Source organism: Acetobacter aceti (genome assembly GCF_002005445.1).
Lineage (GTDB): Bacteria > Pseudomonadota > Alphaproteobacteria > Acetobacterales > Acetobacteraceae > Acetobacter > Acetobacter aceti_B.
Genome location: NZ_CP014692.1, coordinates 1010342 through 1033802 on the forward strand (window position 1 = coordinate 1010342; position 23461 = coordinate 1033802).

The following is a 23461-nucleotide window of genomic DNA, read 5'->3' on the forward strand; positions in this document are numbered from 1 at the left end:
AAGTCAGGGAGTGCGATGCCACTCTTTGGCCTGCGTCATTTCATGAAAATATACGAGCATCGAGGGGTTCGAGACTTTTATATTTGCGACGTCTGTTTGCCCGGAAGCGCGGTAATCGTCAGACTTTCGAGAAAGGATTGCTTCCTGCTGGTGGCACGACACTTGGCCAGTCCCGGCAGTTGCGAACCGCCCCGTTTTCCCGCACTTCATCCAGCCTGTCAGGTGTCAGCGTGACAAAGATCCAGCCTCCCTGATCGAGTGCTCCTTCCGCAATGACACCATCATCGGGGAAACCCCGATCGACGGGTCCATAAACACCCGCGCAGCCATGATTCTCGTCCAGCGTGGCCAGCCATGGCGCATCACCAACAGTTGGTGAAACCGCCACGAAGCACTGGTTTTCCAGTGCGCGGGCCTGTGCGGAAATCTTCACGCGGTTGAAACCATGCATGGAATCCGTGCAGGTGGGCACAAGGATCAGCCACGCGCCGGCTTCAACCTGCGACCGCGCCAGCATTGGAAATTCCGAATCATAGCAGACGGAGGTTCCAATAAACCCCCATGGCGTTTCGAACACGCCGGGTGTATCGCCGGCTTTCACACCCCATGATTCGGTTTCGAACCGGGTCATGACGTGCTTGTCCTGAAACGCCACGGAGCCATCAGGTGCGATCAGCGGAGCACGATTCCGCACTCCGGCTGCTTCCGGACGAGGTAATGTGCCCGGCATCAGCCAGACCGAATGCTTTTTCGCGGCCTCACGCATGATGGCGAGAATGGCGTCACTGTGCGCACACATCGCATCCAGTTCGGCGGAGGGATCTGGTTCTTTCGTGACGGCGGCAGCGGCTTCCATGCAGGAATATTCAGGCATCAGCAGGAGGTCGGCCTGCGCAGCGCCTTCGGCCACCAGATGGTCAAGATGGCTGGCATAGTCGTCAAGAGAGCTGATTTTTGCGACTTTCCAGGCGAGAACACCTAGTCGAAGAGGTTTGTTCATCAATCCTCGTCCTGATCATTGTGCAGAAGCGCCGCTGGAATCGGGTCGCCTCTGAGTGATTTGATATGAAAATCGAGAAGATGGTCGCGTTGACCGGGCACACCCGGTTCCTTCCAGTCCAGATGGCAGAAAACACCAGGAAGAGGGGTAAAACCACGTTTCACCCAAAAATTTGCAAGTGATTTTGCATTCTCCGGACGACGGGGATCGGTTTTCCAACGTCGCACAGCACAGAATACCGCAAATGGTGCGTTGCTGGCGGAGCGTGCGTGACGTTCGCGCTCATCGAAAAAACGCACACCGATACCCTGCCCACGATAGGATTCCAGCAGGACGGATTCCCCGAAATAGAAGAAATCGTCTGTGGAAAGACTGCGTTCTTCAAAAGGCGCACGGATGCACGCCATCTCGTCTTTCAGGGGAAGGCAGGTCGAAGCCCCCACGACCCTGTCGCCATCCTTTGCCACGACAACCGCAGTGCCGGGGCTCTGTATGTAGGCGTGCAGATAATTCTCTTCATAGGCAAGATTCCCTTCATAGAGATAAGGCCATTCCCGGAAGATCGTGATCCGCAGGCGTGCGAGATCAGGGACAACTGAGAGAAGGTTTTCTCCGGTAAGGGTTTCAATAGTCACCGACATGACATTCGATTTCCCGTTTCCATTCCCGGCAGATCAGCGCTGCCCGGTTTCCCAGTGTGGCGCGACGTAATACGGCGCATACGATGGTGGCAGCATAGGCCGATTACGGATGTGATCGGCAGCTTTTTCTGCGATCATCGTCGTTGGTGCGTTGAGATTTCCATTGGTAACACATGGCATGACGGAAGAATCCACGACCCGTAGTCCTTCCACGCCGATGACCCGTGTTTCCGGATCGACGACCGCCATCGGATCATCAGAAGCGCCCATCTTGCAGGTGCAGGATGGATGGAGCGCGCTCTCAACTTTCTGACGAATAAACTCGTCAATCTGTTCGTCGGACGTGCAATCCTCGCCAGGTTGCAGTTCATGACCGTGGAAGGGCTGGAACGCCTCCTGATTGAACAGTTCGCGGGTCAGGCGTACGCAGGCGCGCATCTCTTCCCAGTCATCCGGGTGGCTCATATAGTTGAAGAGTATCTTCGGTTTATCCTCAGGATTTGCCGACTTGAGGCGTATATGACCCCGGCTTTTCGAACGCATCGGACCGACATGCGCCTGATAGCCGTGACCGGACGCCAGCCCCTTGCCGTCATAGGTGACAGCCAGCGGCAGGAAGTGAAACTGGATATCAGGGTAGGAGACGCCTGCCTTGCTGCGGATGAAGCCACAGCTTTCAAAATGGTTCGTGGCGCCCAGACCATCTTTCCGTAGAATCCACCGTAGCCCGATCTTCAGTTTCGCCAGCGGGCTCATGGCGGAATAGAGGGTGATAGGCTTCTTGCAGGCGATCTGGAAATAGAATTCGAGATGATCCTGCAAATTCTCGCCCACGCCCGGACGATCGGCGATTACCGGAATCCCGAGTGCTTTCAACTGTTCGGCAGGTCCGATTCCGGAAAGAAGCAGAAGCTGCGGCGAATTGATCGAGCCACCGGAGAGGATCACTTCTTTCCGGACCCGTGCGACACATTCTTTGCCCGCGCGGGTATAAGCAATACCAACAGCCCGCCTGCCTTCAAACAGGATCTTCGTTGCGCGGGCCTGTTGATGCACCTCAAGATTCTTCCGATGCATGACCGGTCGAAGATAGGCATTGGCCGTGTTCCAGCGCCGACCGTCCTTGACGGTCATGCTCATCTTGTCGAAGCCTTCCTGCTGATAGCCGTTATAATCATGCGTGACCGGATAACCGGCCTGATATCCGGCTTTCAGCCACGCAGCATGAAGCGGATTGTCCACAGTGCCATACTGGGTGTGCAGCGGCCCTGTGCGGCCCCGATAGGTGTCATCGCCTTCGGTGCAGGACTCGGCTTTTTTGAAATAGGGCAGAACATCGGCGTAAGACCAGCCGGCAGCGCCTTCCTTCACCCAGTCCTCGAAGTCGAGCGCATTGCCGCGCACATACACCATGCCGTTGATGGAAGAGGAGCCACCAAGCCCCTTGCCGCGCGGCGTGAACATGCGTCGCCCACCAAGATAAGGCTCCGGCTCGCTTTCATAAAACCAGTTGAACCGTTTGGAGTGCATCGGCATCGCCAGCGCTGTCGGCATCTGCACGATGATCGACTTGTCGCTGCCGCCGAACTCCAGCAGCAGCACATTATCCCTGCCGTCTTCCGTCAGGCGGTTGGCCAGAACACATCCGGCAGACCCGGCTCCGACGACGATATAATCAAATTCCCGTTCCATGGCCTGCCTCCTCAATAGGGGGATTCGACATTGCCGAGCGCCACATAGACGCTCTTGATCTGTGTATAATGATCCAGAGCAGCCTGACTGTTTTCACGACCCAGACCGGACTGCTTGTAGCCGCCGAACGGCATTTCGATCGGCGTGATATTGTATTGGTTGATCCAGCATGTGCCTGCTTCCAGGGCTGCGACCACACGGTGGCCACGTGCGAGATTGTTTGTGAACACGCCTGCCGCCAGACCGAACTCTGTCGCATTGGCGCGGGCGATCACTTCATCCTCGTGATGAAAATCGAGAACGGTCATGACGGGACCGAAGATTTCTTCACATGCGATCGTCATATCGTCATGGCAGCCGGTAAAGATGGTCGGCTGCATGAACGCCCCCTTGGCGAAGGGCCCATCGGTCAGACGCTGACCACCAGTCAGAAGTTGCGCCCCTTCGGCAAGGCCATTCTTTACGTACGTCATCACTTTTTCAAGATGCTGCACGCTGATGAGCGCGCCCACATCTGTATCCATCGCCAGTGGATCACCGATTTTCATCGCTTCGACACGCCGCTTCAGTTCGGCAAGGAAGCGGCCGCGGATTCCCGACTGTACGAAAACCCGCGTTCCGTTCGAGCAGATTTCGCCACCCGAGTAGAAGTTGCCGAGCAGTGCGGCGGAAACGGCATTGTCCACGTCAGCATCATCGAAGATGATGAGAGGAGATTTTCCACCGAGTTCCAGTGTGACATATTTCAGAGTATTGGCGGCCTCACGCATGACCGCCTTGCCCGTTGGAACGGACCCTGTGAGGCTGACCTTGCGAATATCAGGATCGGCGCAAAGGCGTCGGCCCACATCCCCGGCACCGTGCAGCACGTTGAAGACACCGTCGGGCACACCTGCCTCACGGTAGATCTCGGCGAGCCGCACCGATGTCAGCGGTGTCATCTCGGAACTCTTGAAGATCATCGCGTTGCCGCAGGCCAGCGCCGGAGCAGACTTCCAGCAGGCGATCTGGATCGGGTAGTTCCATGCGCCGATGCCTGCCGTCACACCAAGGGGTTCGCGGCGCGTATAGGCGAAGGCCTGCTCGCCAAGATCCATCGCCTCACCGTTAATCGTGCAGGCGACGGAGCCGAAATATTCGAGAGCGTCCGCACCAGAGAGAATGTCCACGGCTCTCGTTTCTGCGATCGGTTTGCCAGTGTCGAGCGTCTCGATGTGGGCCAGCATGTCGTTGTCACGGCGGAGAAGGTCAGCAGCCCGGCGCAGGATGCGACCGCGCTCGGTGCCGGTCATCCGCGCCCAGATCTTTTGGCCCCGTTTGGCGCTTTCCACGGCGATCTCATGTTCCCGTTCTCCGGCGCTTTCCACTTGCGCGATGACTTCGCCAGTGGCCGGATTCCGTGTTTCGAACCGTGCGCCTCCACTCGGCGTGGGGCGTCCGTTAATCCAGTTGGCACAGACATCGGTCTGCCTGACGTGAATGGCCAGTGTCGGCTGCTTGGCCTGATGCAGGGCGATCTGACTATCCAGAAAGGCTGTGACCTGGGCCCGGGCGGCGGCACTGTCCGCCTCCTCCCATTCCGACAGGGCTGCCCTCAACCATGTGCCGTCAATCAGAGCCGCTATCGAGGTGGCGAGGGAATGGATATCACGCCCCGGCAGCAGGGCTTTCAGATCATGAGAAAGATTGGACAGCATGCGTTTCTGGTAGATACGCTGAATGCGTTTCAGCGTCGACACATGAGGAACCTGTCCCCAGAAAGATAACCAGGTCGTGCCCTCCGCCTGTCGAAACTGGTCACGACCGAGTAGGGAATCGATCACAGCCTGCAAACGTTCACGCGGGGTGTGGGCCGCCTGAAACCGGCTCATGATTTCGTGACGCAATGATTCTGACAGATGCCAGAAGGCTGTCGCGAGCAGGGTATCCTTGTCGCCAAAATAGTGAACCAGAAGGCTGGGAGAGACTTCGGCGCGCTCAGCGATCCGGGCAAGTGTCGTGCCTACATATCCGTTGTCGGCGAGAACGGAGAGTGTTGCGGAAACGAAATTGCGACGACGTTCATCATCCAGTCGTGCCATCGCGGAAGGGACAGGGGGCTGCATCATGGACTCCGAAGATCTTTGAATGGCCGTTTAATATTGTATTTATGTCGAAATGAAAAAATAATGTCCATGGAAAACAAGCAAAAAATTTAAATTTATTCTTCTCGCCAGGAGAGCAATTTTTTCGAAAAACCAGATGGATTTTATGAAGTGCGTCTCGTTTGATCGTTGATTCAATAGATCTGGACCGGGACCGTCCTGAAAAGACCGTAAGGTGACGAATTTATCCAATGCCGCGTCGGAATAAATCAATTCCTTTCTGTTTCTTGAACGCAATGATAAAAGAGTCAATGAAGCGTAGTCAGTCTGATCGGTTTCAGGTGAAGTGTGTGAAGCCGGTTTTTGTTCTCGGGGCATGAAAAAATTTTATATCCTGAGTCTTTCTGTTACGGTATCGAACTGATGAAGGTGGGGTCCGGATGATGTGGTTCGAAGGATTACCCATTTGTGGCCTTTCGCTCGCCTTGGCCAGGCCTGAAATCTTCGGATTATGAAGCGAGATCAATGAGCAGGCTAGAAGACTGGATCACATCGCATAAAATACCTGTCGGTGAAGTAGCGTCGAATGCTGTCGACTGGATCAGGGATCATTGTCAGGGAGCTTTCGATCTCATCAGTGAGACGATCGGATCCTGTGCCGATGGCTTTACCAATCTTCTTATCGCCATTCCTCCTGTCCTGTTTGTGGCGCTTCTTACAGTTGCTGTCTGGTTCTGGAAACGTGCTATCGGAACCTGCATTCTTGTAGCGCTTGGTTTGCTGTTCATCATTAATCAGGGTTACTGGCAGGAAACGATGGCGACCCTGTCGCTCATCTTTTTTGCGACGATCACATGCATGGTTATCGGCGTGCCGATCGGGATTGCGTCGGCGCACCGGCCTTGGCTTGCGCGTGTTTTGCATCCGGTTCTTGATCTTATGCAGACGCTGCCGACTTTCGTTTATCTGATTCCGACTTTGATCCTTTTTGGTCTGGGAACAGTGCCCGGCACGATCTCCACCGTTGTTTTCGCTATTCCTGCTCCGATCCGTATGACGCAAATGGGGATTTTGTCCGTTCCTAAATCCTTGCTTGAGGCAGGCGATGCTTTTGGCGCCACTCCCAGACAGCGGTTGTGGAAAGTCGAAATGCCGGCGGCTCTCCCCATGATTCGCGAAGGTCTGAGTCAGTGTATCATGCTCAGCCTTTCCATGGTGGTGATAGCAGCGCTTGTCGGTGCGGGCGGACTGGGTGTGCCGGTCGTGCGGGCCCTGAACACGGTTCAGATCGACACCGGATTTGAATCCGGTCTGGCTATTGTGCTGGTCGCCATCATTCTTGACCGACTCTGCCGCAAGAAAACGCACTGAGGAGACAATCAGGATGGAAGCCGTGAGGACAGAATCCGAAGGTAAAACTGCTGCTCTCTCCTTCAGAGATGTAGATATTCTCTTTCATCGCACCAACTCTTCAAGTGCGATTGCGCAGGCCGTCAAACGTCTGGATGAAGGGGGCACCCGCGAGGAGATCGCCGCCGAACTGGGAGTAACTGTGGGCGTTGCAAATGCCAGTCTTGAGATCAGACGTGGCGAGATCAGCGTGCTTATGGGGTTGTCCGGTTCTGGCAAGTCCACATTGCTACGGGCTGCCAACAGGCTGAACAAAGTAACCCGTGGCAGTGTCGAGATTGGAAATGGTACGGCCTTTGTCGATATAGCCAGTTGCGATGATGAGACATTGCGGGATATGCGGCGCACCCGCGTTACCATGGTCTTTCAGCAGTTCGGTCTGTTGCCATGGAGGACAGTGCGTGAAAATGTTTCATTTGGTCTGGAACTTCGCGGTTTTACACCTAATGCACGGCGTCAAATTGCGGAGGAGAAACTGGAACTGGTTGGTCTCACCCGATGGGCCAACTCTTATGTTTCGGAACTCTCGGGTGGTATGCAGCAGCGCGTTGGGCTGGCGCGGGCTTTTGCAACGGATGCCGATATTCTTCTGATGGATGAGCCTTTTTCAGCGCTCGACCCTCTGATACGACGCAAGCTTCAGGATGAACTTCTTGATCTTCAGACCAGGCTTAAAAAAACCATCGTTTTTGTAAGTCATGATATTGATGAAGCGCTCCGGATTGGAAGTAATATCGCGATCATGCGGGAAGGGCGAATTATTCAGGCGGGTCCACCGCAGGAAATTATTTCCTCACCCGTCGATGATTATGTCCGTGATTTTGTAAGGCATATGAATCCGCTGCCGTTGCTGAATGCAGCAAGTGTCATGCGTCTTCTGGATGTTTGTCCCCGGTGGGATAATAATACCATTCAGCTCGATACAGCTGGATATTATGGGTTTAATCCCGTGACTGCCACAGTGTGGGACAAGGCAGGAGCGGAAATTGCTCTGGAATTTCATGAATCCGACGATATCTCAGAATTGCAGGTGATTTCCGGGTGTGTTTATTGTGTGCCTGTTACGGTTTCACTCAACACAGTGGCTCTTCTACGTCAGAAAAGCGGGATGCCTGTGCTGATTTCCGGTGATGGTCAGATTGTAGGATTGTGTGATGACGCAGATATGATTGGCGCTATTACGGGCGTTTCCCGTGCATCGAAAATCAATTGATCTTGATATAATAAGAAAATTTTACTTCTTATCTCAGGAATGGATATTCATCGAACGGTAGCGGCGTCACAACTTAACAAGGTTTAATTATTTCTGTTTCAGAATGTATGGTGGAGCGATCATACTTATGGCAACAGGCAGACAGGAAAAGGGTGAGTAATTGGTATGAAGAAGAAACTTCTTGCAACCATGGTTTTTCTTGGCATGGGACTGCGCGTTCTGCCAGCTCATGCTGCTGAGACTGAAGCCTGTCAGACAGTTCGTATCGGCGATGTGGGCTGGTCGGACGCCACCGTTACTAACGGTATTACAATGAACCTTCTCACCGGGCTGGGTTATAAAACCCGTGAAACGATGGTGACGCTGGCCGTCGCCTATCTTTCGCTTGAAAATCATCAGCTGGACATCTTTATGAGCGACTGGGAGCCTTCCGGCGCTTCCTATGTCGATCCGTATCTGAAGAGAGGCAAGGTTGAGCGGATCACAAAAAATCTTACCGGAGCGCATTATACTCTTGCCGTTCCGGATTATGTCGCAGCGCAGGGGCTGAAGGATTTCAAGGATATCGCTGGCTGGGCTGCAAAGCTCAACAGTACAATTTACGGCATCGAATCAGGCAATGACGGAAACAAGATCATTCTTGACATGATCAAGGCCAATGATTTTGGGCTTGGCAAGTTCCATCTCAACGAAAGTAGTGAACAGGGTATGCTGTCGCAGGTCTCACGCGCCATTCCTGCCCAGAAACCGATTGTATTCCTTGCATGGGAACCGCATCCCATGAACATGAACTTTCATCTCACCTATCTGACAGGTGGAGAAAAGCAGTTTGGTTCGTCAGCAGAAGTCAACACGGTTGTTAGCCGTGGGTATGTGGAAAAATGCCCGAATGTTGGCCATCTGTTGAAGCAACTGACTTTCACCATCTCCGCTGAAAACGAGATGATGAAAACCATTTCTGAAAGTCGCACCAAGCCAGCGCAGGTGACCAAAGACTGGATGAAAGCTCATCCGGAAGCCGTAGAAAAATGGCTTGACGGCGTGACAACGGTTGACGGCAAACCGGGCCTGGCGGCGGTTAAAACCTATCTTGATCAATAAAGCCCATTACAAAAGCCGGGGTATCAGCGCCCCGGCTTTATCGTCTGTATGAGAAACGCAGATTGATTTTGTCCTGCTGAACTACGCGGGAGCCACACATTTCGCACACAGCCCCTCAACCTCGACAGTTGTATGCTGAAGCCGGAAACCTGATTTTTTGGATGCGGCGGCAATTGATGCCAGAATAGTGGGATCTTCAAGTTCCGTGACGCTGGAGCAGTTGCGGCAGATCAGGAACTGGCTGGCATGAACGCAATCAGCATCGTGCTCGTGGCAGGGTGCGCGACCCAATGTGTGCGTGCAGGGCATGAAGGCTGACAGGCGTTCGATCTTGTGGATCAGCCCGAACTCCATCAGGAATTCCAGCGTCCGGTAAACTGTTGGAGGGGCGGCGTTCCCCTGCAACGCCTGCAGGCGCTGCAGGAGGTCATACGCGCCCAGTGGCACATTGGCTTCAAGCATCAATCCAAGAATCTGGCGACGCAAGGCTGTCAATCGAACGTTTCTGCGTACGCAAAGCTCATCCGCGCGCGCAAGAAGCGTCTCTACGGAGGATGAAAACAGGTGTGGTTCGGCGTCAGTTGTCATGGCAAACGACATGGTAGGCTATAACCGATGCGCTGCCCACCCATGCCACGTGCAGTCTTACCATCTCTGGCGGGCGGCCTGAGCCAGCATCTCGGGAATCAGTTCGGTTTCAGGAAGATTTTTCCAGTATTTGGGCGACATCTCGGACCGCATTGCCTTCACCTTGACCCGCGCAGGGTTGAAGATGGAGCGGTAATAGGTTTTCCATAATGCTTCCGCCTCATCCTCAAAGATGGTCCGTGCACAGGTTTCTCTGGTGACGACGCAGGTTTCTCCATCCCACCCGATAGAGCCTTTCGGCGTGAGAATCATCCAGTTCATATCGGTAAAACGTCGAGCAAAAAACGGAGCTGCTTTTTCGAGAATGTGGTGTTCGGGTTCAAACCAGGCGGCGAAATGGCGGGAATTGCTGCCTACCGGAGTTTTTTCCCTGAACCGTACAAACGCTTTCATCTTGTGCACTTCCCGGCTGATCTGGTGAGTCATCCTGCTGGCCATGACGACGTCGGAATCAGTTCCTGTTTTCAGAAGGGCTGGATCTCTCCTGCTGCGCCAGAGGATGCGATAGGCGAGCGAGAACTTTTCAGGATTGGCGTGGCATAAAAGAGTTTCAAGAAAATGTAGACAGTCCTTGCTGATTTTCTGAGAGAAGGAAGTGCTGGTTACAGGCTTCGGATCTGGTTGGGAAAACAGATCGTCCTGTTCGGATGAGCTTCGCCAGACGACATGATCGGGTGAAATCCCGGCTTCCAGAAGCGGTCGGGCATAGAGGCGCCAGAGAGCAAAAGGAGCGGCTTCGGGTAAAGATACGAGATGCTCTTTCACAACAGTGACAATTGTTGGGGTGGTGGAGCAAAGAGAGATTTGAGATTCAGTCGGTCAATCAGTTTGACAGGTCGCCAGTCAGGGGTGGTGATGAAGGGGCGTATTTTTCTCAGACTGACACGTAGCCGCTCCAGATCATCCAGACGGATGGTTTTGTGGCGGCGGGTCGCAAGAAGAATCTTCACGGAACGAGGCCCCAGACCCGGCACACGCAACAGCAGTTCATGTGGAGCCTGATTGATATCGACCGGGAAGGTGGCGCGGTTGTCCAGAGCCCAACTGAGTTTCGGGTCAACTTCCAGATCCAGCATGCCGTCGGGGCGGCTCTCAGTGATTTCCTGAAACTGAAAACCGTAAAAACGAAAGAGCCAGTCAGCCTGATAAAGACGATGCTCACGAAGAAGTGGCGGTTTCTGGATCGGAAGAGCCTGCGAGGCGTGAGGAATAGGACTGAAAGCGGAATAATAAACGCGCTTCAGCCGGTAATCGGAATAGAGCGCGGAACTGCTTGAAAGAATATCCTGATCTGTTGCGGCGTCTGCGCCGACAATCATCTGTGTGCTCTGGCCGCCGGGCGCAAATCGGGGAGGGCGTCGTCCGGCAAGAGTGTTTTCCTTCGTCGCTTCCATTTTTTTGCGGATATGTCCCATGGCGGAACGAATGCCGACAGCATTCTTCTCCGGCGCATATTGGGTCAGCCCGGTTTCGGTGGGCATTTCCACATTGATGGAGAGCCGATCGGCATACAGACCGGCTTCCGCCAGCAGATCGGGTGATGCATCCGGGATGGCTTTCAGGTGAATGTAACCCCGAAATCCCCTGTCAAGACGAAGAACTTTGGCGACGCGCACGAGCTCTTCCATGGTGTAATCGGAAGAGCGGATGATGCCGGAAGACAGAAAGAGTCCTTCGATATAGTTCCGTCGATAAAACTCCATTGTCAGCCAGACGATTTCTTCGACCGAGAAGCGGGCGCGCTCCACACCGGAAGAAACCCGGTTGATGCAGTAGGCGCAGTCGTAGATGCAGAAATTCGTCATCAGGATCTTGAGCAGCGAAACACAGCGGCCATCCGGCGTCCATGAATGACAGATGCCGCTGCGCTCCGTCGATCCCAGCCCTGCTTCTTTAGTTGACCCACGCCGATCCGAGCCGCTCGATGCACAGGATGCATCGTATTTTGCGGCGTCCGACAGAAGGGCGAGTCGTTCCGAGAAAGTGCGTTTCATAGCGTGTTCATGATATGTTCCATTTTGGGACGCGTCAAATATTTCTGATGGACTACGAGAAAGAGTTCTCCGATAAAATATGTATATTTTTTACATATATGAAGAGGTCTGAGAGCTTTGCTTCAAACCCGCAAAGAGTAGCGATCCTTTTGACCATGAGTCGTTAAAACGGGAAGAGAGGTGAACGGTGACTCTTCCCTTGATACGTTTTACCAGGTGTAGCCGATGCTGGCCTGTGCGTTGCGGCGCTCTCCGTAGTAGCAGAATTCCTGCCCGTAAGAGGCATAGGCCAGACAGTTGGCGACAAACCGCTTGTCGAAGATATTGCGAACGCTGGCTGCCGCCATCCATCCGTGCAGGGACGGAGAAAGTTGGGCGAGATCGTAACGCAGGGAGCCATCGAACAGCGCGTATTGTGGAACCCAGACGCTGCCGTATGAGGCTTCGCCGCCATAAGCTTTGGCGGTGTAACGCATGCCGCCGCCAAAGCCGAGGCCTTTGACTGGACCGGAAGGCAGTGTGTAGAACGCAAACAGGGAAGCGTTGCCTTTTCCTGACTGGATCAGTGGTTTTCCCGTTGAATCATTGTGGACTTTCTGCACGCTGATCGCTGCGGTGAGGACAAGGTTCTTGTAAGGTTCGGCATGCGCTTCAAACTCGAAGCCGTCGGAATGGACTTTTCCGCTTTCAGTGTTGAAACCCAGAGCAGAATTTGTCGCCACAAGCACATTGGTCTGTTCGATATGGAAGCCGGCGACGGTGAAAAGGACGGTTGTGCCGGGAATCTGATATTTCAGTCCACCTTCAAGCTGTTTGCCAAGGGACGGGTTAGCCTGACGCATGGTTCTGCCGCCGTCGTTCGAGACAATTCCCGACTGTGGCTGGAAGGACGTGGAATAGCTGATATAGGGAGCAAGTCCGAAATCAAAGTGATAGAGACCTGATGCGCGCCAGGTGATCTGGCTCGGGTCCTGATTACTGTCAGTGTGGGTCAGTGTTTCCATCTGATGGGACCGATACCAGTCATTGCGAATGCTGCCTGTCAGCACCAGACCGCGCCAGCGAATTTCGTCCTGCCCATACACGCCGACCTGATGCGAGTGGGTTTGATAAGCAACGTAGCTGTTTAGTCCCGTGTTTTGATGGTGCATTATTCAGTCAGGAATGGAGGGATGCACTGTGGGACAGATTTTACACGGGAGCGCCCGCACGACAGAGGCGGTCCGTCGAGCGATACACGATAGTCAAGAGAGCCTGAGGGTTCTGGCCAGGCGTTATGGGATCAACCCGAAGACGGTTGCGAAGTGGAAGAAGCGCACTGCGGTCGGTGATTTGCCGACCGGCCCCAAAGACGCGCATTCGACGGTGCTGAGCATTGAGGATGAGGCGATCATCGTTGCTTTCCGCCGTCACACGCTGCTGCCGCTGGACGACTGCCTCTACGCACTCCAGGCGACGATCCCGCACCTGACGCGATCATCCCTGCATCGCTGCCTGCAACGACACGGGATCAGCCGACTACCCGAGGTGACGGGAGACAAAAAACCCAGGCGCAAGTTCAAGGCTTATCCGATTGGCTATTTTCACATTGATATTGCTGAAGTGCAGACTGCGGAGGGTAGCCGGCGTTACGCAGGGTCGCGTCAAACCGATCAAACAGTCTTTCAATCGCACCAGCCTGGATCAGACGCTCACGAAACAGCCAGACCGTTTTGGCATCAGGCACACAATCCGACAGCCCAAGCCCCAGAAAGCGCATGAAGGAGAGACGGTCGTTGATCAGGTATTCTGTCCGCTCATCGGACAGGTTGTTCAACGTCTGGATCACCAGGATTTTGAACATCAGCACCGGATCAAACGGTGGATGCCCGCCTTTGCGCCCGTCTGAATAAGCCAGAGCCTGCTCCAGATCAGGGCCGGAAGACTTCAAAATCCACAGCCCGGGAAAAGGCTTCAAGCTGATCACCAAGACCGCTCAGACGGGCCAGCCGCTCCTCAACATCAAAGAAACCGGGCTGCTTCACCCTCCATCCTCCCATCATCACACCAGCGATGGAATCACAGCCAACAGTTCAGAGCCAGGGGTTCTTCGAACCCTCCAGGTCGGCTTTCCTCTGGAATGCGCGCCGGAGGATTATCGCGGGCTCAGCGGTTTGCTATGCGGGGCATAACACCGGCATAAAGGTATCTCCCCGGTTCGCCATCAATACGGTTTTCTGACAGCCTCTCCTGCCAGCTTCCTGAAACAGTCTGCTGTTTTTTCGATGGACAACATTCCGGGTTCGAACCAATCTGTTCCTGAATGCTCCTGCAGGAGAGACAGGATTGGAATGGAATGACTGAGTCGACGATCAGCCGGAACAGCACCAGTGAAGGCTATAAAAAGACTTTGGGGCGCAGGCAGATGCAGATGATCGCCATTGGCGGTTGTATCGGCACCGGTCTTTTTCTGGGTGCGGGAAATCGTCTTCAGCAGGGAGGTCCCTCGCTAGCCATTGTCTATGCGGTGTGCGGGCTGTTCAGCTTTTTCATTCTGCGGGCTCTTGGTGAACTGACCATGTATAGTCCGAGCAGCGGAAGCTTCGTGTCCCATGCCCGGCAGTTCCTGGGCGACAAGGCGGCCTATGTGGCGGGATGGGTGTCATTCCTTAACTGGGTGATGACCGGAATTGCCGACATCACAGCTGTGGCGCTTTACATGCATTTCTGGGGAGCGTTTGCGTCTCTCCCGCAATGGCTGCTGGCTCTGATTGCTCTGTGCATTGTCACAGGCATGAATATGATCGGCGTCAAATATTTTGGAGAAATGGAATTCTGGTTTTCCATGATCAAGGTGGCCGCTCTGATCGTCTTTCTGATCGCGGGCACGGTCATTCTTGGTTCCGGCATGCCGATAGCAGGTCATGAGACAGGGTTTCACCTCATCGCGGATAATGGTGGTTTCTTCCCGCACGGCATGCTGGCGGCGCTTGCACTGACGCAGGGCGTGGTTTTCGCCTATTCCGGCATTGAACTGATCGGCACGGCGGCGGGGGAATGTGACAATCCCCATGAGATACTGCCGCGAGCCATCAACAGCGTGATCTGGCGTATTGCTGTTTTCTATGTCGGGTCGGTGGTGTTGCTGGTCTGCCTGCTGCCATGGACGGCCTATCAGGCTGGCGAAAGTCCGTTCGTCACATTCTTCAATGCTCTGGGCGTGCCTTACGCAGACAGCGTGATGAATTTCATCGTGCTGACGGCGGCGCTGTCCAGCCTGAATTCCGGTGTTTATTCCACCAGTCGGGTCCTGCGCGCTCTTGCCCTGGGTGGCGCAGCTCCGCGATTCCTGGGGGCCATGAACAGTCACTCCGTGCCCTATGCGGGCATTTTATTGATTGCCGCCTTTTATCTTGTCGGTGTCGTTCTCAATTATATTGTGCCGCAGAGTGTTTTCGAGATTGTTCTCAGTTTTGCGGCAATCGGAATCATCTGCACATGGGGCATCATTATATTGAGCCAGCTCGTCTTCCGCAGGGCTGTCGCTCGTGGAGAAATTGTCGCTCCCACTTTCCGCATGCCGGGCGCGCCGTTCACGTCCTGGCTGACACTGGCTTTTCTGGTGGCTGTCGTTGTGCTGATGGCGTGCGATTATCCCGCCGGGACCATCACCGTTGGAGCGACACCCCTTCTGGCGATTGTTTTTGTGATCGGCTGGTATCTGACACCCAGCAAACCGCCTATGCTGATGCCGGAAACGCCGATGTCTCCAACACTCACCGATATGGTGATGCACGAACGACCGGAAATGCCCTGATAACGCCGCTTTGAGTTTTTTTTAATATTATCTTCTTTGCGGGGGAGGTGGCGCAGGCCACCACTCCGTGTAAATGTCATGCGGTCTGGATTGGGCCACTCGGATTTCAGTCCTTTTGGGTTTCGTCGGTGTGATGCAGGGAACCGGAAGGGTGTGGGGTCGATGTTTCTCCTGTCGCGGCATGGCTCGACTCTGAAAGGCAACATCGGCTGTTCGGGCGTTCCCAGGCACGCACCATACGTTAAGAATAAAGGGTAATAAGAATGTCCAACGACCGTATGAAAAGCCAGATTTCGGAAAAGGGCGGCTTTATCGCGGCACTCGACCAGAGCGGAGGCTCAACGCCGGGCGCTCTGAAAGCTTATGGCATTCCTGAGACGGCCTATTCTTCCGAAGAAGACATGTTCCGTCTTATCCACGACATGCGCGTGCGAATCATCACGGCTCCGAGCTTTTCGGGGGAGAAGGTGATTGGTGCGATCCTGTTCGAACGCACCATGGATGGCCTCGCCAACGGCAAGCCGGTTCCGGCTTATCTGTGGGAGGAGCGTGGCGTCGTTCCGTTCCTGAAGATCGACAAGGGTCTTGAGGACGAAGCCGACGGCGTACGTCTGATGAAGCCGAATCCGGGTCTCGATGGACTGCTGGAACGTGCCGCGAAACTGGGGGTCTACGGCACCAAAGAGCGCTCGGTCATCAATCTGCCGAATCAGGAAGGCATTGCCGCCGTTGTGAAGCAGCAGTTCGAGATTGCTCATCAGGTCGCGTCTCACGGTCTGGTTGCGATCATCGAGCCGGAAGTTCTGGTCAAAAGCCCCGACAAAAAGGGCGCTGAAGCCATCCTGCACGATGAGCTGCTCAAGGCGCTCAACGCCATGCCGGGCGACTACAAGGTCATGCTGAAGGTCACGATTCCCGAGGTTGCCGACCTGTATGAAGATGTTGGCAGGCATCCGCGCGTCGAGCGTGTGGTGGCGCTTTCAGGCGGTTACTCGCTCGATGAGTCCTGTGAGCGTCTGAAGAAGAATCACGGCATGATCGCCAGCTTCTCCCGCGCGCTGCTTGGTGGGCTCCAGGACGGCATGTCCGATGCTGAATTTGACGGCGCACTCGGCAAGACGATCGACAGGATTTATGACGCTTCAGTGAACAAGGTCTGACTGATCCGTCAAATCTGAGGTTTTCCGCCAGACAGCACGATCCATATTTTTTATATATGGATCGTGCTGTTTCCATATAGTGGTCATGAGGTAAGTCCCTCGTCAGAATGCTTTTCAAATGAGGGGTCGGGCATGAAAGCCCGGCAAATCCTGTAGAGGAGCATTTCCATGACCAAGCCATATACTGTTGGCCATTATCTTTCCGAGCGTCTGGGACAGATTGGTCTGAAGGACCATTTCGCGGTTGCGGGTGACTTCAACCTCGTCCTGCTCGACCAGCTGCTCGAAGAAGGCTCTACCAGGCAGCTTTACAGCTGTAACGAGCTGAACTGCGGTTACACGGCTGAAGGTTACGCCCGCGCCAACGGTGCTGCGGCCATGATCGTCACCTTCAATGTCGGTGCTCTTTCAGCCATCAACGCCATAGGCTCCGCCTATGCCGAGAGCCTTCCGGTGATCTTCGTGTCCGGTGGACCCAACACCAACGATCAGGGTTCCGGCCATATTCTCCATCACACGATCGGTAATTCGAACTACGGCTATCAGGCCGAGATCTTCCGTCAGGTCACCTGTGCGACGGAAGTGATCCTGTCCGCCGAGAACGCCCCATCACAGATTGATAACGCCATTCGCACCGCGCTGCGTATGCGCAAGCCCTGCTATATCGAGATCCCCTGCAACCTCGCGTCCGCAGAATGTGTCCGCCCGGGTCCGGTCGGCAGCCTGCTGGCCGAAACGGCGCCGGACAAGGTCAGTCTTGATGCTGCCGTGAAAGCGGCCTGCACATTCATCGAAACACGCAGGAACGTCGTCATCCTCGTTGGCAGCCGCGTCCGCACGCTTGGCTCGCTTGAACCGATCGTGGCGCTTGCGGACCGGATCGGCTGCGCCGTGACGGTCATGAGTGCGGCCAAGAGCTTCTTCCCGGAAGAGCACAAGGCGTTCCGTGGCGTTTACTGGGGTGAAGTCAGCTCTCCCGGTGCCCAGGAACTGGTCGAGAAGGCTGATGGCGTCATCTGCCTCGCCCCGATCTTTAACGACTATGCAACGGTCGGCTGGCAGTCCAAGCCACCCGCATCACAGGCTCTGATCGCTGACCTCGCTGAAGTCACGGTGGACGGCAGGAGCTTCGCCGGTTTCCATCTCGGTGCGTTCATCGCCGCCCTGAGCGAGAAAGCCCCGACCCGTCCGGCCACGGTTGAAAACACGACCTACACACCGGTCAGAATCCCGGAAACCGCCGCGACAGTACCGCTGACCAATGATGAAATGGCGCGTCAGATCAACGCCATGGTGGACAGCACAACCACCATCACGGCCGAGACAGGTGACAGCTGGTTCAACGCTGTCCGTATGCACCTGCCAAACGGCGCGCGCGTCGAGACGGAAATGCAGTGGGGGTCCATCGGCTGGTCGGTGCCTGCGGCTCTCGGTAACGCCATCGGTTCGCCTGACCGTCAGCACATCCTGATGGTCGGTGACGGCTCCTTCCAGCTCACTGCGCAGGAAGTCGCGCAGATGATCCGCTATGAAGTGCCGGTCATCGTGTTCCTGGTGAACAACCGTGGCTATGTCATCGAGATCAAGATCCATGACGGCCCTTACAACTACATCAAGAACTGGGATTATGCCGGTCTCATCAAGGCGTTTAACGCCGAGGACGGTCATGGCCTGGGGCTGCACGCTCACACCGGCGCGGAACTGGCGGAGGCTATCGAGAAGGCCAAGGCCAACAGGAAGGGTCCGACCTTCATCGAGTGTCATATCGCAACCGAGGACTGCACCGACATGCTGGTCCAGTGGGGCAAGAAGGTGGCCAAGGCCAACAGCCGTGCGCCTCAGAAGAGCTGAAGACGATACGTTTTCAGGAAGTCGTTGACTGCATCGCCCCGGCGCTTCCGTCGGGGCGATGTCGTCTGGAGGGCGGTGTCCCGAAACCCTGATCCGCCCCGGTTTACCTGTGGAGGCTCTGGCGTAAAAGTCACGATCGAATCAAATACTGTTTCATTTTCCGGACTGGCGGGTTCTTCTGTCTGAAACAGGCGGATATTTACTCGACAGGAGGATGCGAAAAGAGCATTTCCGGCGTCTGTAATACCTATCTAAGGTGACACCCCTTGCAGAGAAGAGCGGGTTCACCTCTTTGAGGAAGCGTTCCATGCGAGTTGGGTTGTTTGTTCCGTGTTACGTTGATGCGTTTCACCCCGAGGTCGGGCAGGCGACGCTCGAACTGCTGGAGCGCTTCGGGTGTGAGGTTGAGTATCCTTTTGACCAGACCTGCTGCGGTCAGCCGATGACCAATTCGGGCTGCCACAAGGAGTCGAAGGCGACGGAGGAACTCTTTGTCCGCAATTTCAAGGATTATGACTATATCGTCGCGCCGTCCGGCAGTTGTGTGAATCATATCCGCAATAACTTCGACGCTGTCGCGCAGACCGACGATGTGAAGCACGTCCGTGCGCGCACTTACGAACTGGTCGAATTTCTGCATGATGTGCTGAAGGTTGATGGTTTCCCGTGGGCCGAGTTCCCGCACAAGGTCACGCTGCACAATAACTGCAATGCCCTGCGCGGTCTCAACATCGCCAGCATGACCGAACTGCGTGCGGAGAAGTTCTCCAAGCCCCGTGATCTGCTCGGCATGGTGAAGGGGCTTGAACTGGTCGATATCACGCGCCCGGATGAATGCTGCGGCTTTGGCGGCACTTTCTCCGTGTTCGAGGAAGCCACGTCCGCCCGCATGGGGCAGGACAAGGCGCGCGATCAGGCGAAGTCCGGTGCGGAATATGTGACCTCGTCAGACAGTTCCTGCATGATGCATCAGGAAGGCTGCGCCAAACGCCTGGGTCTGCCGACGAAATACATCCACATCTCGCAGATCCTGAACGGGGAACGGGTATGACCATCGACAATCAGGCCGCGCCGACGACACCCGCTGGGCGCACCAGTGATGGCGCGCCCGCCAATCTGACGCATGGAGCCGGCGCGTCCGTCACCATGCCGGCCCGTGGCCCCGAGCCGCAGCCGCGCGGTGCGATCATTCGCGGCAATCGCCCTATCGATCAGCAGGAAGCCGCCCGCCGCTTCATGGATGCGCCTGAACATCTGGCCATGCATGATCAGCGTCTGTGGGATCTGCGCAAGAAGCGCGACGGTCAGAAAGAGATCATCGAGGAGTGGGAAGATCTCCGCCAGCTTGCATCCGACATCAAGACGCACACGCTGACGCATCTCGATACCTATCTTGAGCAGTTCGAGAAGAACGCCATTGCGAACGGTGTCAGGATTCACTGGGCCAAGGATGCCGCCGAGCATAACAGTATCGTTGCCGGAATCCTGCGCTCGAAGAACGCCAGAAGTCTCATCAAGAGCAAATCCATGCTCACCGAGGAATGCGGCTTCCGTGAAGCGATGGCGCATGAGGGGATCACGGTTGTCGAGACCGATCTCGGCGAGCGGATCCAGCAGCTCGACAATGAAAATCCCAGTCATGTCGTGGTGCCTGCCGTTCACAAGCTGCGGACGGATGTGGCGGAAGTCTTTGCAAAAACCATCGGTTCTGACCCGAATAATTCTGATGTCAGTTATCTGACCGAGCAGCAGCGCGAACACACCCGTCCGCTGATCCTGAAAGCGGACGCTGGCATGACGGGCTGCAACTTCGCAGTCGCGGAAACCGGCTCCGTTGTTGTCTGCACCAACGAAGGCAATGCGGACCTTTCGGCCAACACGACCGGCCTGCACATCGTCTCGATGGGTATCGAGAAGATCATCCCGAACCTGAACTCGCTTGCCGTCTTCGTCCGGATGCTGTCCCGCAGCGCCCTGGGTTCCCCGATCACGCAGTATACGTCGCATTTCCGTGGTCCTCGCCGTGGGGCCGAGATGCATATCGTGATCGTCGATAATGGCCGGACGGACCGTCTGGGTCTGGAGAAGTTCTGGACCTCACTGAAATGCATCCGCTGTGGCGCCTGCATGAACACCTGTCCGGTCTTCCGTCGCTCCGGTGGCCTCAGTTATGGTGCGACCTATGCCGGTCCGATCGGGCTGATTATCGATCCGACCTTCAACCGCCACAAATATTCGACGCTGCCGTTCTCTTCGACCATGAATGGAAGCTGCACCAATGTCTGTCCGGTGAAGATCAACATTCACGAGCAGATCGCCGACTGGCGGCAGGTTCTGGCCGAGAATCATGAAATCCCGGCATTCAAGAAGAGCATGATGAAAGCAGCCGGTGCGCTTCTGGCGTCACCAAAGCTGTATCGTGCAAGTCTGCCGATGGCCGACAGCGCCCTGCGCCATCTGCCGCGCTTTGTCCTGTATAACAGGCTGAACACCTGGACGCGCGGTCGTGAAATGCCGCATGTGCCAAAGGAAACATTCCATCAGTGGTACAAGAGAACCCGTGGTGTGGATGGAAAGAAGAAGTGATGAGCAGCACAGACAGTCGCGCGGCGATTTTCGCCGCCATTCGGGCCAATCGTCCGAACATTCAGCCTCCACTGCCGGAGGTGCCGCTGTTCGACGAGAAAGCGCCATCCGATCTTGTGACGGCTTTTTCCGAAATGCTCGTGAAGATGGGCGGAAAGGTGCTTGATCCTCAGGGGCAGGACCCTGTTTCAGCGCTACGCGCCGCGGTGGCGGGGCAGGGGATTATCGCCACATGCGTGCCGGAACTGCATGGGGATGCGTCGCTTCAGATCCGCCAGATTCTGCCTGAGATGGACCCGCATTCTCTCGCCGATGTGGAAATCGGTGTTGTGCGTGCGGCGTTTGGTGTGGCTGAGACAGGCTCGCTTTGCCTCACGGATGACGGGCTGATCGTCAATACAAGTGGCTATCTCCCGCAGCATCTGATCGTTCTGCTTGATCCTTCGCAGATCGTGGCCAATCTGCATAACGCCTATCGACGCCCGGAACTCAGCACGCACAGATACGCTGTTTTCCAGACAGGGCCGTCTGCGACAGCAGATATTGAAGGTGTGCTGATCCACGGTGCGCAGGGTGTACGATCATTGCGGGTTCTGTTCTGCCCGAAGCAGGGCTGAGAAATTGTTGTGGGGAGAAAGCTTCTCTCCTGCTACTCTTTGGTGAATGTGCTGCCGGCTGGCGCAGGATAAATGACGTATCTCCCTGTGCCAGCCGCTCTTGTGTGTAAATTCCCGAACTGTTTTCTGGTCGACGACCAGAACCGCAACGGCATCCGCTTCCGGATACATGCTTGCATTGGATGTCCGCCGCGTCGTCATTGAGCGTTGGTATCTTCTTCAGTCTTTATTTCAGGATGATGATCGCCTCCGTCTGAACGAGTGGATCAACCGTATCCAGCATCGTGCTCATACCCCATTGGCGCTGATCAAAGCTCGCTGTGCTGCTGATCTCTGTCAGTGTGTTACGTGAAAAATGCATCCCGACCCTGAAGGTCAGAGGAAGTGTCTGTCCACGCATGGTGAGTTTTCCGACCAGTAAGGTCTCCAGTTTCCCATTCGCAATTTTTGGCTGACAGTCACCAGCAAAATGCATTGAAGGATGACTGTCGCCATCCAGCATGAGGCCCGACAGCATGGCCGTGCGCAGGACTGCACTGCCGACTTTCAGGGAATGGACATCCATGCTCAGGTCAACGTGGCAGACCTGTGTTTCAGGATCGTAGGAAAGCGCGCCGGAAACCTTCTCGAATGTGCCGTCGACGGATGTCACCAGCGTCTTGGCATGAAGCCGGGATATCGTGTTGGCAGGTGTCAGCGTGACATGCTGTGTGGCCGCGTGCGCCAGGGTTGGCGTAACAAGCAATGCCATGAGAAGTGTGCGTTTCATCAGGGAATCTTCTTCCAGACAAGATTGAAAAGATGGTGTCGTAAAAATTAAACGAGCTTTTCAATGATGCTGGGAGCAGGTTTCAGGTGGAGGTTTCTGCCACATGGTGATCTCGGCCTGACATTTTTCTGCCTTGTCTGGATCTCCCGGTATGACGTCAGAAAAACAGTGCGGATACTGCTTATGCGCCTGCTCGATCCATCCGGCTGAGAAGGCTGCGGTGGCGATTGTAAAGCCCTGTAAGATTGTACAGAATCTCGCAAACCAGAAAATGACTCGAATATGATTCTGGTATCTGCATGCGCAATCGAGAGTCAGAGATGTTATGTTCGCCTGAACCTCTGTCTTTGCTGTATCGGGTTGCGGTTTGTTGTTTTGTATTTTCTTCCAAGTCTTTTGTAGTGATTTAATTGGATTCTGAATATTTATCTGATTGACCGTGTCGGCGGTAATGAATATTTTTGCCACCTCAAATCCGAAGAATATGATGAAGGAAATATTGAATGCCCATGAGAAAAGCGCAAATCCACTGATGTTTTTTGCGATTGAATAGAAGGGTGGAAACAGCGTCGACGGAGCTGTCGTGTAAAATAGCGTACCCATGCCTGCGACAAGAATGCCGGATGTAATGAGTTCGGGCGTTTTCAGGTTGCTGGTCAGTATACTTCTGTTCGTATCCGGGAGCGTCTGTATGTAGCTGTCAGTCAGAGCGCATGCTTCAGGGTAGTCCTTACGACAATCGTTGAGTGTCTTAGTGAGGCTGTTTGCAATAGAACCAAGCGGCTTTTTTCTTTTCATGATTTTTGTCATTCTTGTTTAATGCTTTTTGGTTGATATTGTTGCGATCACTATAGATCAACATTTTTGTGAACGTGGTGAGGGATGTTCAAGGTGCGCCT

The 23461-nt window shown here is 54.9% G+C and carries 18 protein-coding genes and 3 pseudogenes; 10 read left to right on the plus strand and 11 right to left on the minus strand.

Annotation, left to right across the window (positions count from 1 at the left end; genetic code table 11):
• Positions 1–118: 118 nt before the first annotated feature.
• From A0U92_RS04620 to betB, 4 genes are read right to left on the minus strand one after another with little or no spacing between them, the layout of a single operon-like run.
• On the minus strand, positions 119–1000 hold the full coding sequence (locus A0U92_RS04620) for a carbon-nitrogen hydrolase family protein (protein ID WP_077812209.1): 882 nt from the start codon (positions 998–1000) through the stop codon (positions 119–121).
• Positions 1000–1641: a GNAT family N-acetyltransferase gene (locus A0U92_RS04625; RefSeq protein ID WP_077812210.1), complete on the minus strand. Its 642-nt coding sequence runs from the start codon at positions 1639–1641 to the stop codon at positions 1000–1002. The genes A0U92_RS04620 and A0U92_RS04625 overlap by 1 nt, the downstream gene beginning before the upstream one ends.
• Positions 1642–1674: 33 nt before the next feature.
• Positions 1675–3333, minus strand: a complete 1659-nt coding sequence (betA, locus tag A0U92_RS04630; RefSeq protein WP_077812211.1) for a choline dehydrogenase — start codon at positions 3331–3333, stop codon at positions 1675–1677.
• A gap of 11 nt (positions 3334–3344) precedes the next feature.
• Entirely contained in the window at positions 3345–5441 is a 2097-nt protein-coding gene (gene betB, locus A0U92_RS04635; protein ID WP_077812212.1) for a betaine-aldehyde dehydrogenase, read from the minus strand.
• 501 nt (positions 5442–5942) lie between these two features.
• Here betB and choW point away from each other — a divergent pair.
• The 3 genes from choW (at position 5943) to choX (ending at position 9141) form a co-directional block, all read left to right on the plus strand.
• On the plus strand, positions 5943–6788 hold the full coding sequence (choW, locus tag A0U92_RS04640; protein WP_077812213.1) for a choline ABC transporter permease subunit: 846 nt from the start codon (positions 5943–5945) through the stop codon (positions 6786–6788).
• Between the two features lie 13 nt (positions 6789–6801).
• Positions 6802–8040, plus strand: a complete 1239-nt coding sequence (choV, locus tag A0U92_RS04645; protein ID WP_077812214.1) for a choline ABC transporter ATP-binding protein — start codon at positions 6802–6804, stop codon at positions 8038–8040.
• A 165-nt stretch (positions 8041–8205) separates the two neighbouring features.
• Positions 8206–9141: a choline ABC transporter substrate-binding protein gene (choX, locus tag A0U92_RS04650; protein WP_077812215.1), complete on the plus strand. Its 936-nt coding sequence runs from the start codon at positions 8206–8208 to the stop codon at positions 9139–9141.
• Positions 9142–9222: 81 nt separating this feature from the next.
• Here the strand turns inward: choX and A0U92_RS04655 are convergent, their stop codons facing one another.
• The 4 genes and pseudogenes from A0U92_RS04655 to A0U92_RS04670 form a co-directional block, all read right to left on the minus strand.
• A complete protein-coding gene (locus A0U92_RS04655) occupies positions 9223–9636 on the minus strand; it encodes a Fur family transcriptional regulator (protein WP_408736098.1) in 414 nt (137 codons plus the stop codon).
• 150 nt (positions 9637–9786) lie between these two features.
• Positions 9787–10554, minus strand: a complete 768-nt coding sequence (locus A0U92_RS04660) for a TIGR03915 family putative DNA repair protein (RefSeq protein WP_077812216.1) — start codon at positions 10552–10554, stop codon at positions 9787–9789.
• Positions 10551–11783: a putative DNA modification/repair radical SAM protein gene (locus tag A0U92_RS04665; protein ID WP_077812217.1), complete on the minus strand. Its 1233-nt coding sequence runs from the start codon at positions 11781–11783 to the stop codon at positions 10551–10553. The genes A0U92_RS04660 and A0U92_RS04665 overlap by 4 nt, the downstream gene beginning before the upstream one ends.
• Positions 11784–11992: 209 nt before the next feature.
• A pseudogene (locus A0U92_RS04670) lies at positions 11993–12904 on the minus strand (TonB-dependent siderophore receptor); the annotation flags it as partial.
• A gap of 58 nt (positions 12905–12962) precedes the next feature.
• Here A0U92_RS04670 and A0U92_RS04675 point away from each other — a divergent pair.
• Positions 12963–13403, plus strand: a pseudogene (locus tag A0U92_RS04675) (transposase family protein); the annotation flags it as partial.
• Here the strand turns inward: A0U92_RS04675 and A0U92_RS18615 are convergent.
• Positions 13402–13822, minus strand: a pseudogene (locus tag A0U92_RS18615) (transposase); the annotation flags it as partial. The pseudogenes A0U92_RS04675 and A0U92_RS18615 sit on opposite strands and share 2 nt — an antisense overlap.
• Positions 13823–14118: 296 nt before the next feature.
• On the opposite strand from A0U92_RS18615, the gene A0U92_RS04685 reads away from it, so the two are divergent.
• The 6 genes from A0U92_RS04685 to A0U92_RS04710 all read left to right on the plus strand — a co-directional run bounded on the left by A0U92_RS04685 (position 14119) and on the right by A0U92_RS04710 (position 21793).
• Positions 14119–15579: an amino acid permease gene (locus A0U92_RS04685; RefSeq protein WP_077812218.1), complete on the plus strand. Its 1461-nt coding sequence runs from the start codon at positions 14119–14121 to the stop codon at positions 15577–15579.
• A gap of 263 nt (positions 15580–15842) precedes the next feature.
• Positions 15843–16739, plus strand: a complete 897-nt coding sequence (locus A0U92_RS04690) for a fructose bisphosphate aldolase (RefSeq protein WP_077812219.1) — start codon at positions 15843–15845, stop codon at positions 16737–16739.
• A 168-nt stretch (positions 16740–16907) separates the two neighbouring features.
• Entirely contained in the window at positions 16908–18590 is a 1683-nt protein-coding gene (locus tag A0U92_RS04695; protein WP_077812220.1) for an alpha-keto acid decarboxylase family protein, read from the plus strand.
• Positions 18591–18897: 307 nt separating this feature from the next.
• Positions 18898–19641 (plus strand): (Fe-S)-binding protein, encoded by a 744-nt coding sequence (locus tag A0U92_RS04700; protein WP_077812221.1) that lies wholly within the window; start codon positions 18898–18900, stop codon positions 19639–19641.
• Positions 19642–19736: 95 nt separating this feature from the next.
• Positions 19737–21176, plus strand: coding sequence for a lactate utilization protein B (locus A0U92_RS04705; RefSeq protein ID WP_222927868.1), 1440 nt, complete (start codon positions 19737–19739; stop codon positions 21174–21176).
• Entirely contained in the window at positions 21176–21793 is a 618-nt protein-coding gene (locus tag A0U92_RS04710; RefSeq protein WP_077812223.1) for a LutC/YkgG family protein, read from the plus strand. The genes A0U92_RS04705 and A0U92_RS04710 overlap by 1 nt, the downstream gene beginning before the upstream one ends.
• Before the next feature lie 226 nt (positions 21794–22019).
• Here A0U92_RS04710 and A0U92_RS04715 read toward each other — a convergent pair whose 3' ends face one another.
• Together A0U92_RS04715 and A0U92_RS04720 are read right to left on the minus strand one after the other, a co-directional pair.
• Complete coding sequence (locus A0U92_RS04715) at positions 22020–22562, minus strand: YceI family protein (RefSeq protein ID WP_077812224.1); 543 nt, start codon at positions 22560–22562, stop codon at positions 22020–22022.
• A 60-nt stretch (positions 22563–22622) separates the two neighbouring features.
• Positions 22623–23360 carry a hypothetical protein gene (locus A0U92_RS04720; protein ID WP_149026377.1) on the minus strand — a complete coding sequence of 246 codons (738 nt, stop codon included), beginning with the start codon at positions 23358–23360 and terminating at the stop codon, positions 22623–22625.
• Between the last annotated feature and the right edge of the window lie 101 nt (positions 23361–23461).

Coding starts and splice junctions, on each gene's coding strand:
- A0U92_RS04665 (WP_077812217.1), bottom strand. CDS start 11,783: ATGAAACGCACTTTCTCGGAACGACTCGCCCTTCTGTCGGACGCCGCA.
- A0U92_RS04690 (WP_077812219.1), top strand. CDS start 15,843: ATGTCCAACGACCGTATGAAAAGCCAGATTTCGGAAAAGGGCGGCTTT.
- A0U92_RS04710 (WP_077812223.1), top strand. CDS start 21,176: ATGAGCAGCACAGACAGTCGCGCGGCGATTTTCGCCGCCATTCGGGCC.
- A0U92_RS04705 (WP_222927868.1), top strand. CDS start 19,737: ATGCCGGCCCGTGGCCCCGAGCCGCAGCCGCGCGGTGCGATCATTCGC.
- A0U92_RS04695 (WP_077812220.1), top strand. CDS start 16,908: ATGACCAAGCCATATACTGTTGGCCATTATCTTTCCGAGCGTCTGGGA.
- choV (WP_077812214.1), top strand. CDS start 6,802: ATGGAAGCCGTGAGGACAGAATCCGAAGGTAAAACTGCTGCTCTCTCC.
- A0U92_RS04685 (WP_077812218.1), top strand. CDS start 14,119: ATGACTGAGTCGACGATCAGCCGGAACAGCACCAGTGAAGGCTATAAA.
- A0U92_RS04715 (WP_077812224.1), bottom strand. CDS start 22,562: ATGAAACGCACACTTCTCATGGCATTGCTTGTTACGCCAACCCTGGCG.
- A0U92_RS04720 (WP_149026377.1), bottom strand. CDS start 23,360: ATGAAAAGAAAAAAGCCGCTTGGTTCTATTGCAAACAGCCTCACTAAG.
- A0U92_RS04625 (WP_077812210.1), bottom strand. CDS start 1,641: ATGTCGGTGACTATTGAAACCCTTACCGGAGAAAACCTTCTCTCAGTT.
- betA (WP_077812211.1), bottom strand. CDS start 3,333: ATGGAACGGGAATTTGATTATATCGTCGTCGGAGCCGGGTCTGCCGGA.
- choX (WP_077812215.1), top strand. CDS start 8,206: ATGAAGAAGAAACTTCTTGCAACCATGGTTTTTCTTGGCATGGGACTG.
- A0U92_RS04620 (WP_077812209.1), bottom strand. CDS start 1,000: ATGAACAAACCTCTTCGACTAGGTGTTCTCGCCTGGAAAGTCGCAAAA.
- A0U92_RS04700 (WP_077812221.1), top strand. CDS start 18,898: ATGCGAGTTGGGTTGTTTGTTCCGTGTTACGTTGATGCGTTTCACCCC.
- betB (WP_077812212.1), bottom strand. CDS start 5,441: ATGATGCAGCCCCCTGTCCCTTCCGCGATGGCACGACTGGATGATGAA.
- choW (WP_077812213.1), top strand. CDS start 5,943: ATGAGCAGGCTAGAAGACTGGATCACATCGCATAAAATACCTGTCGGT.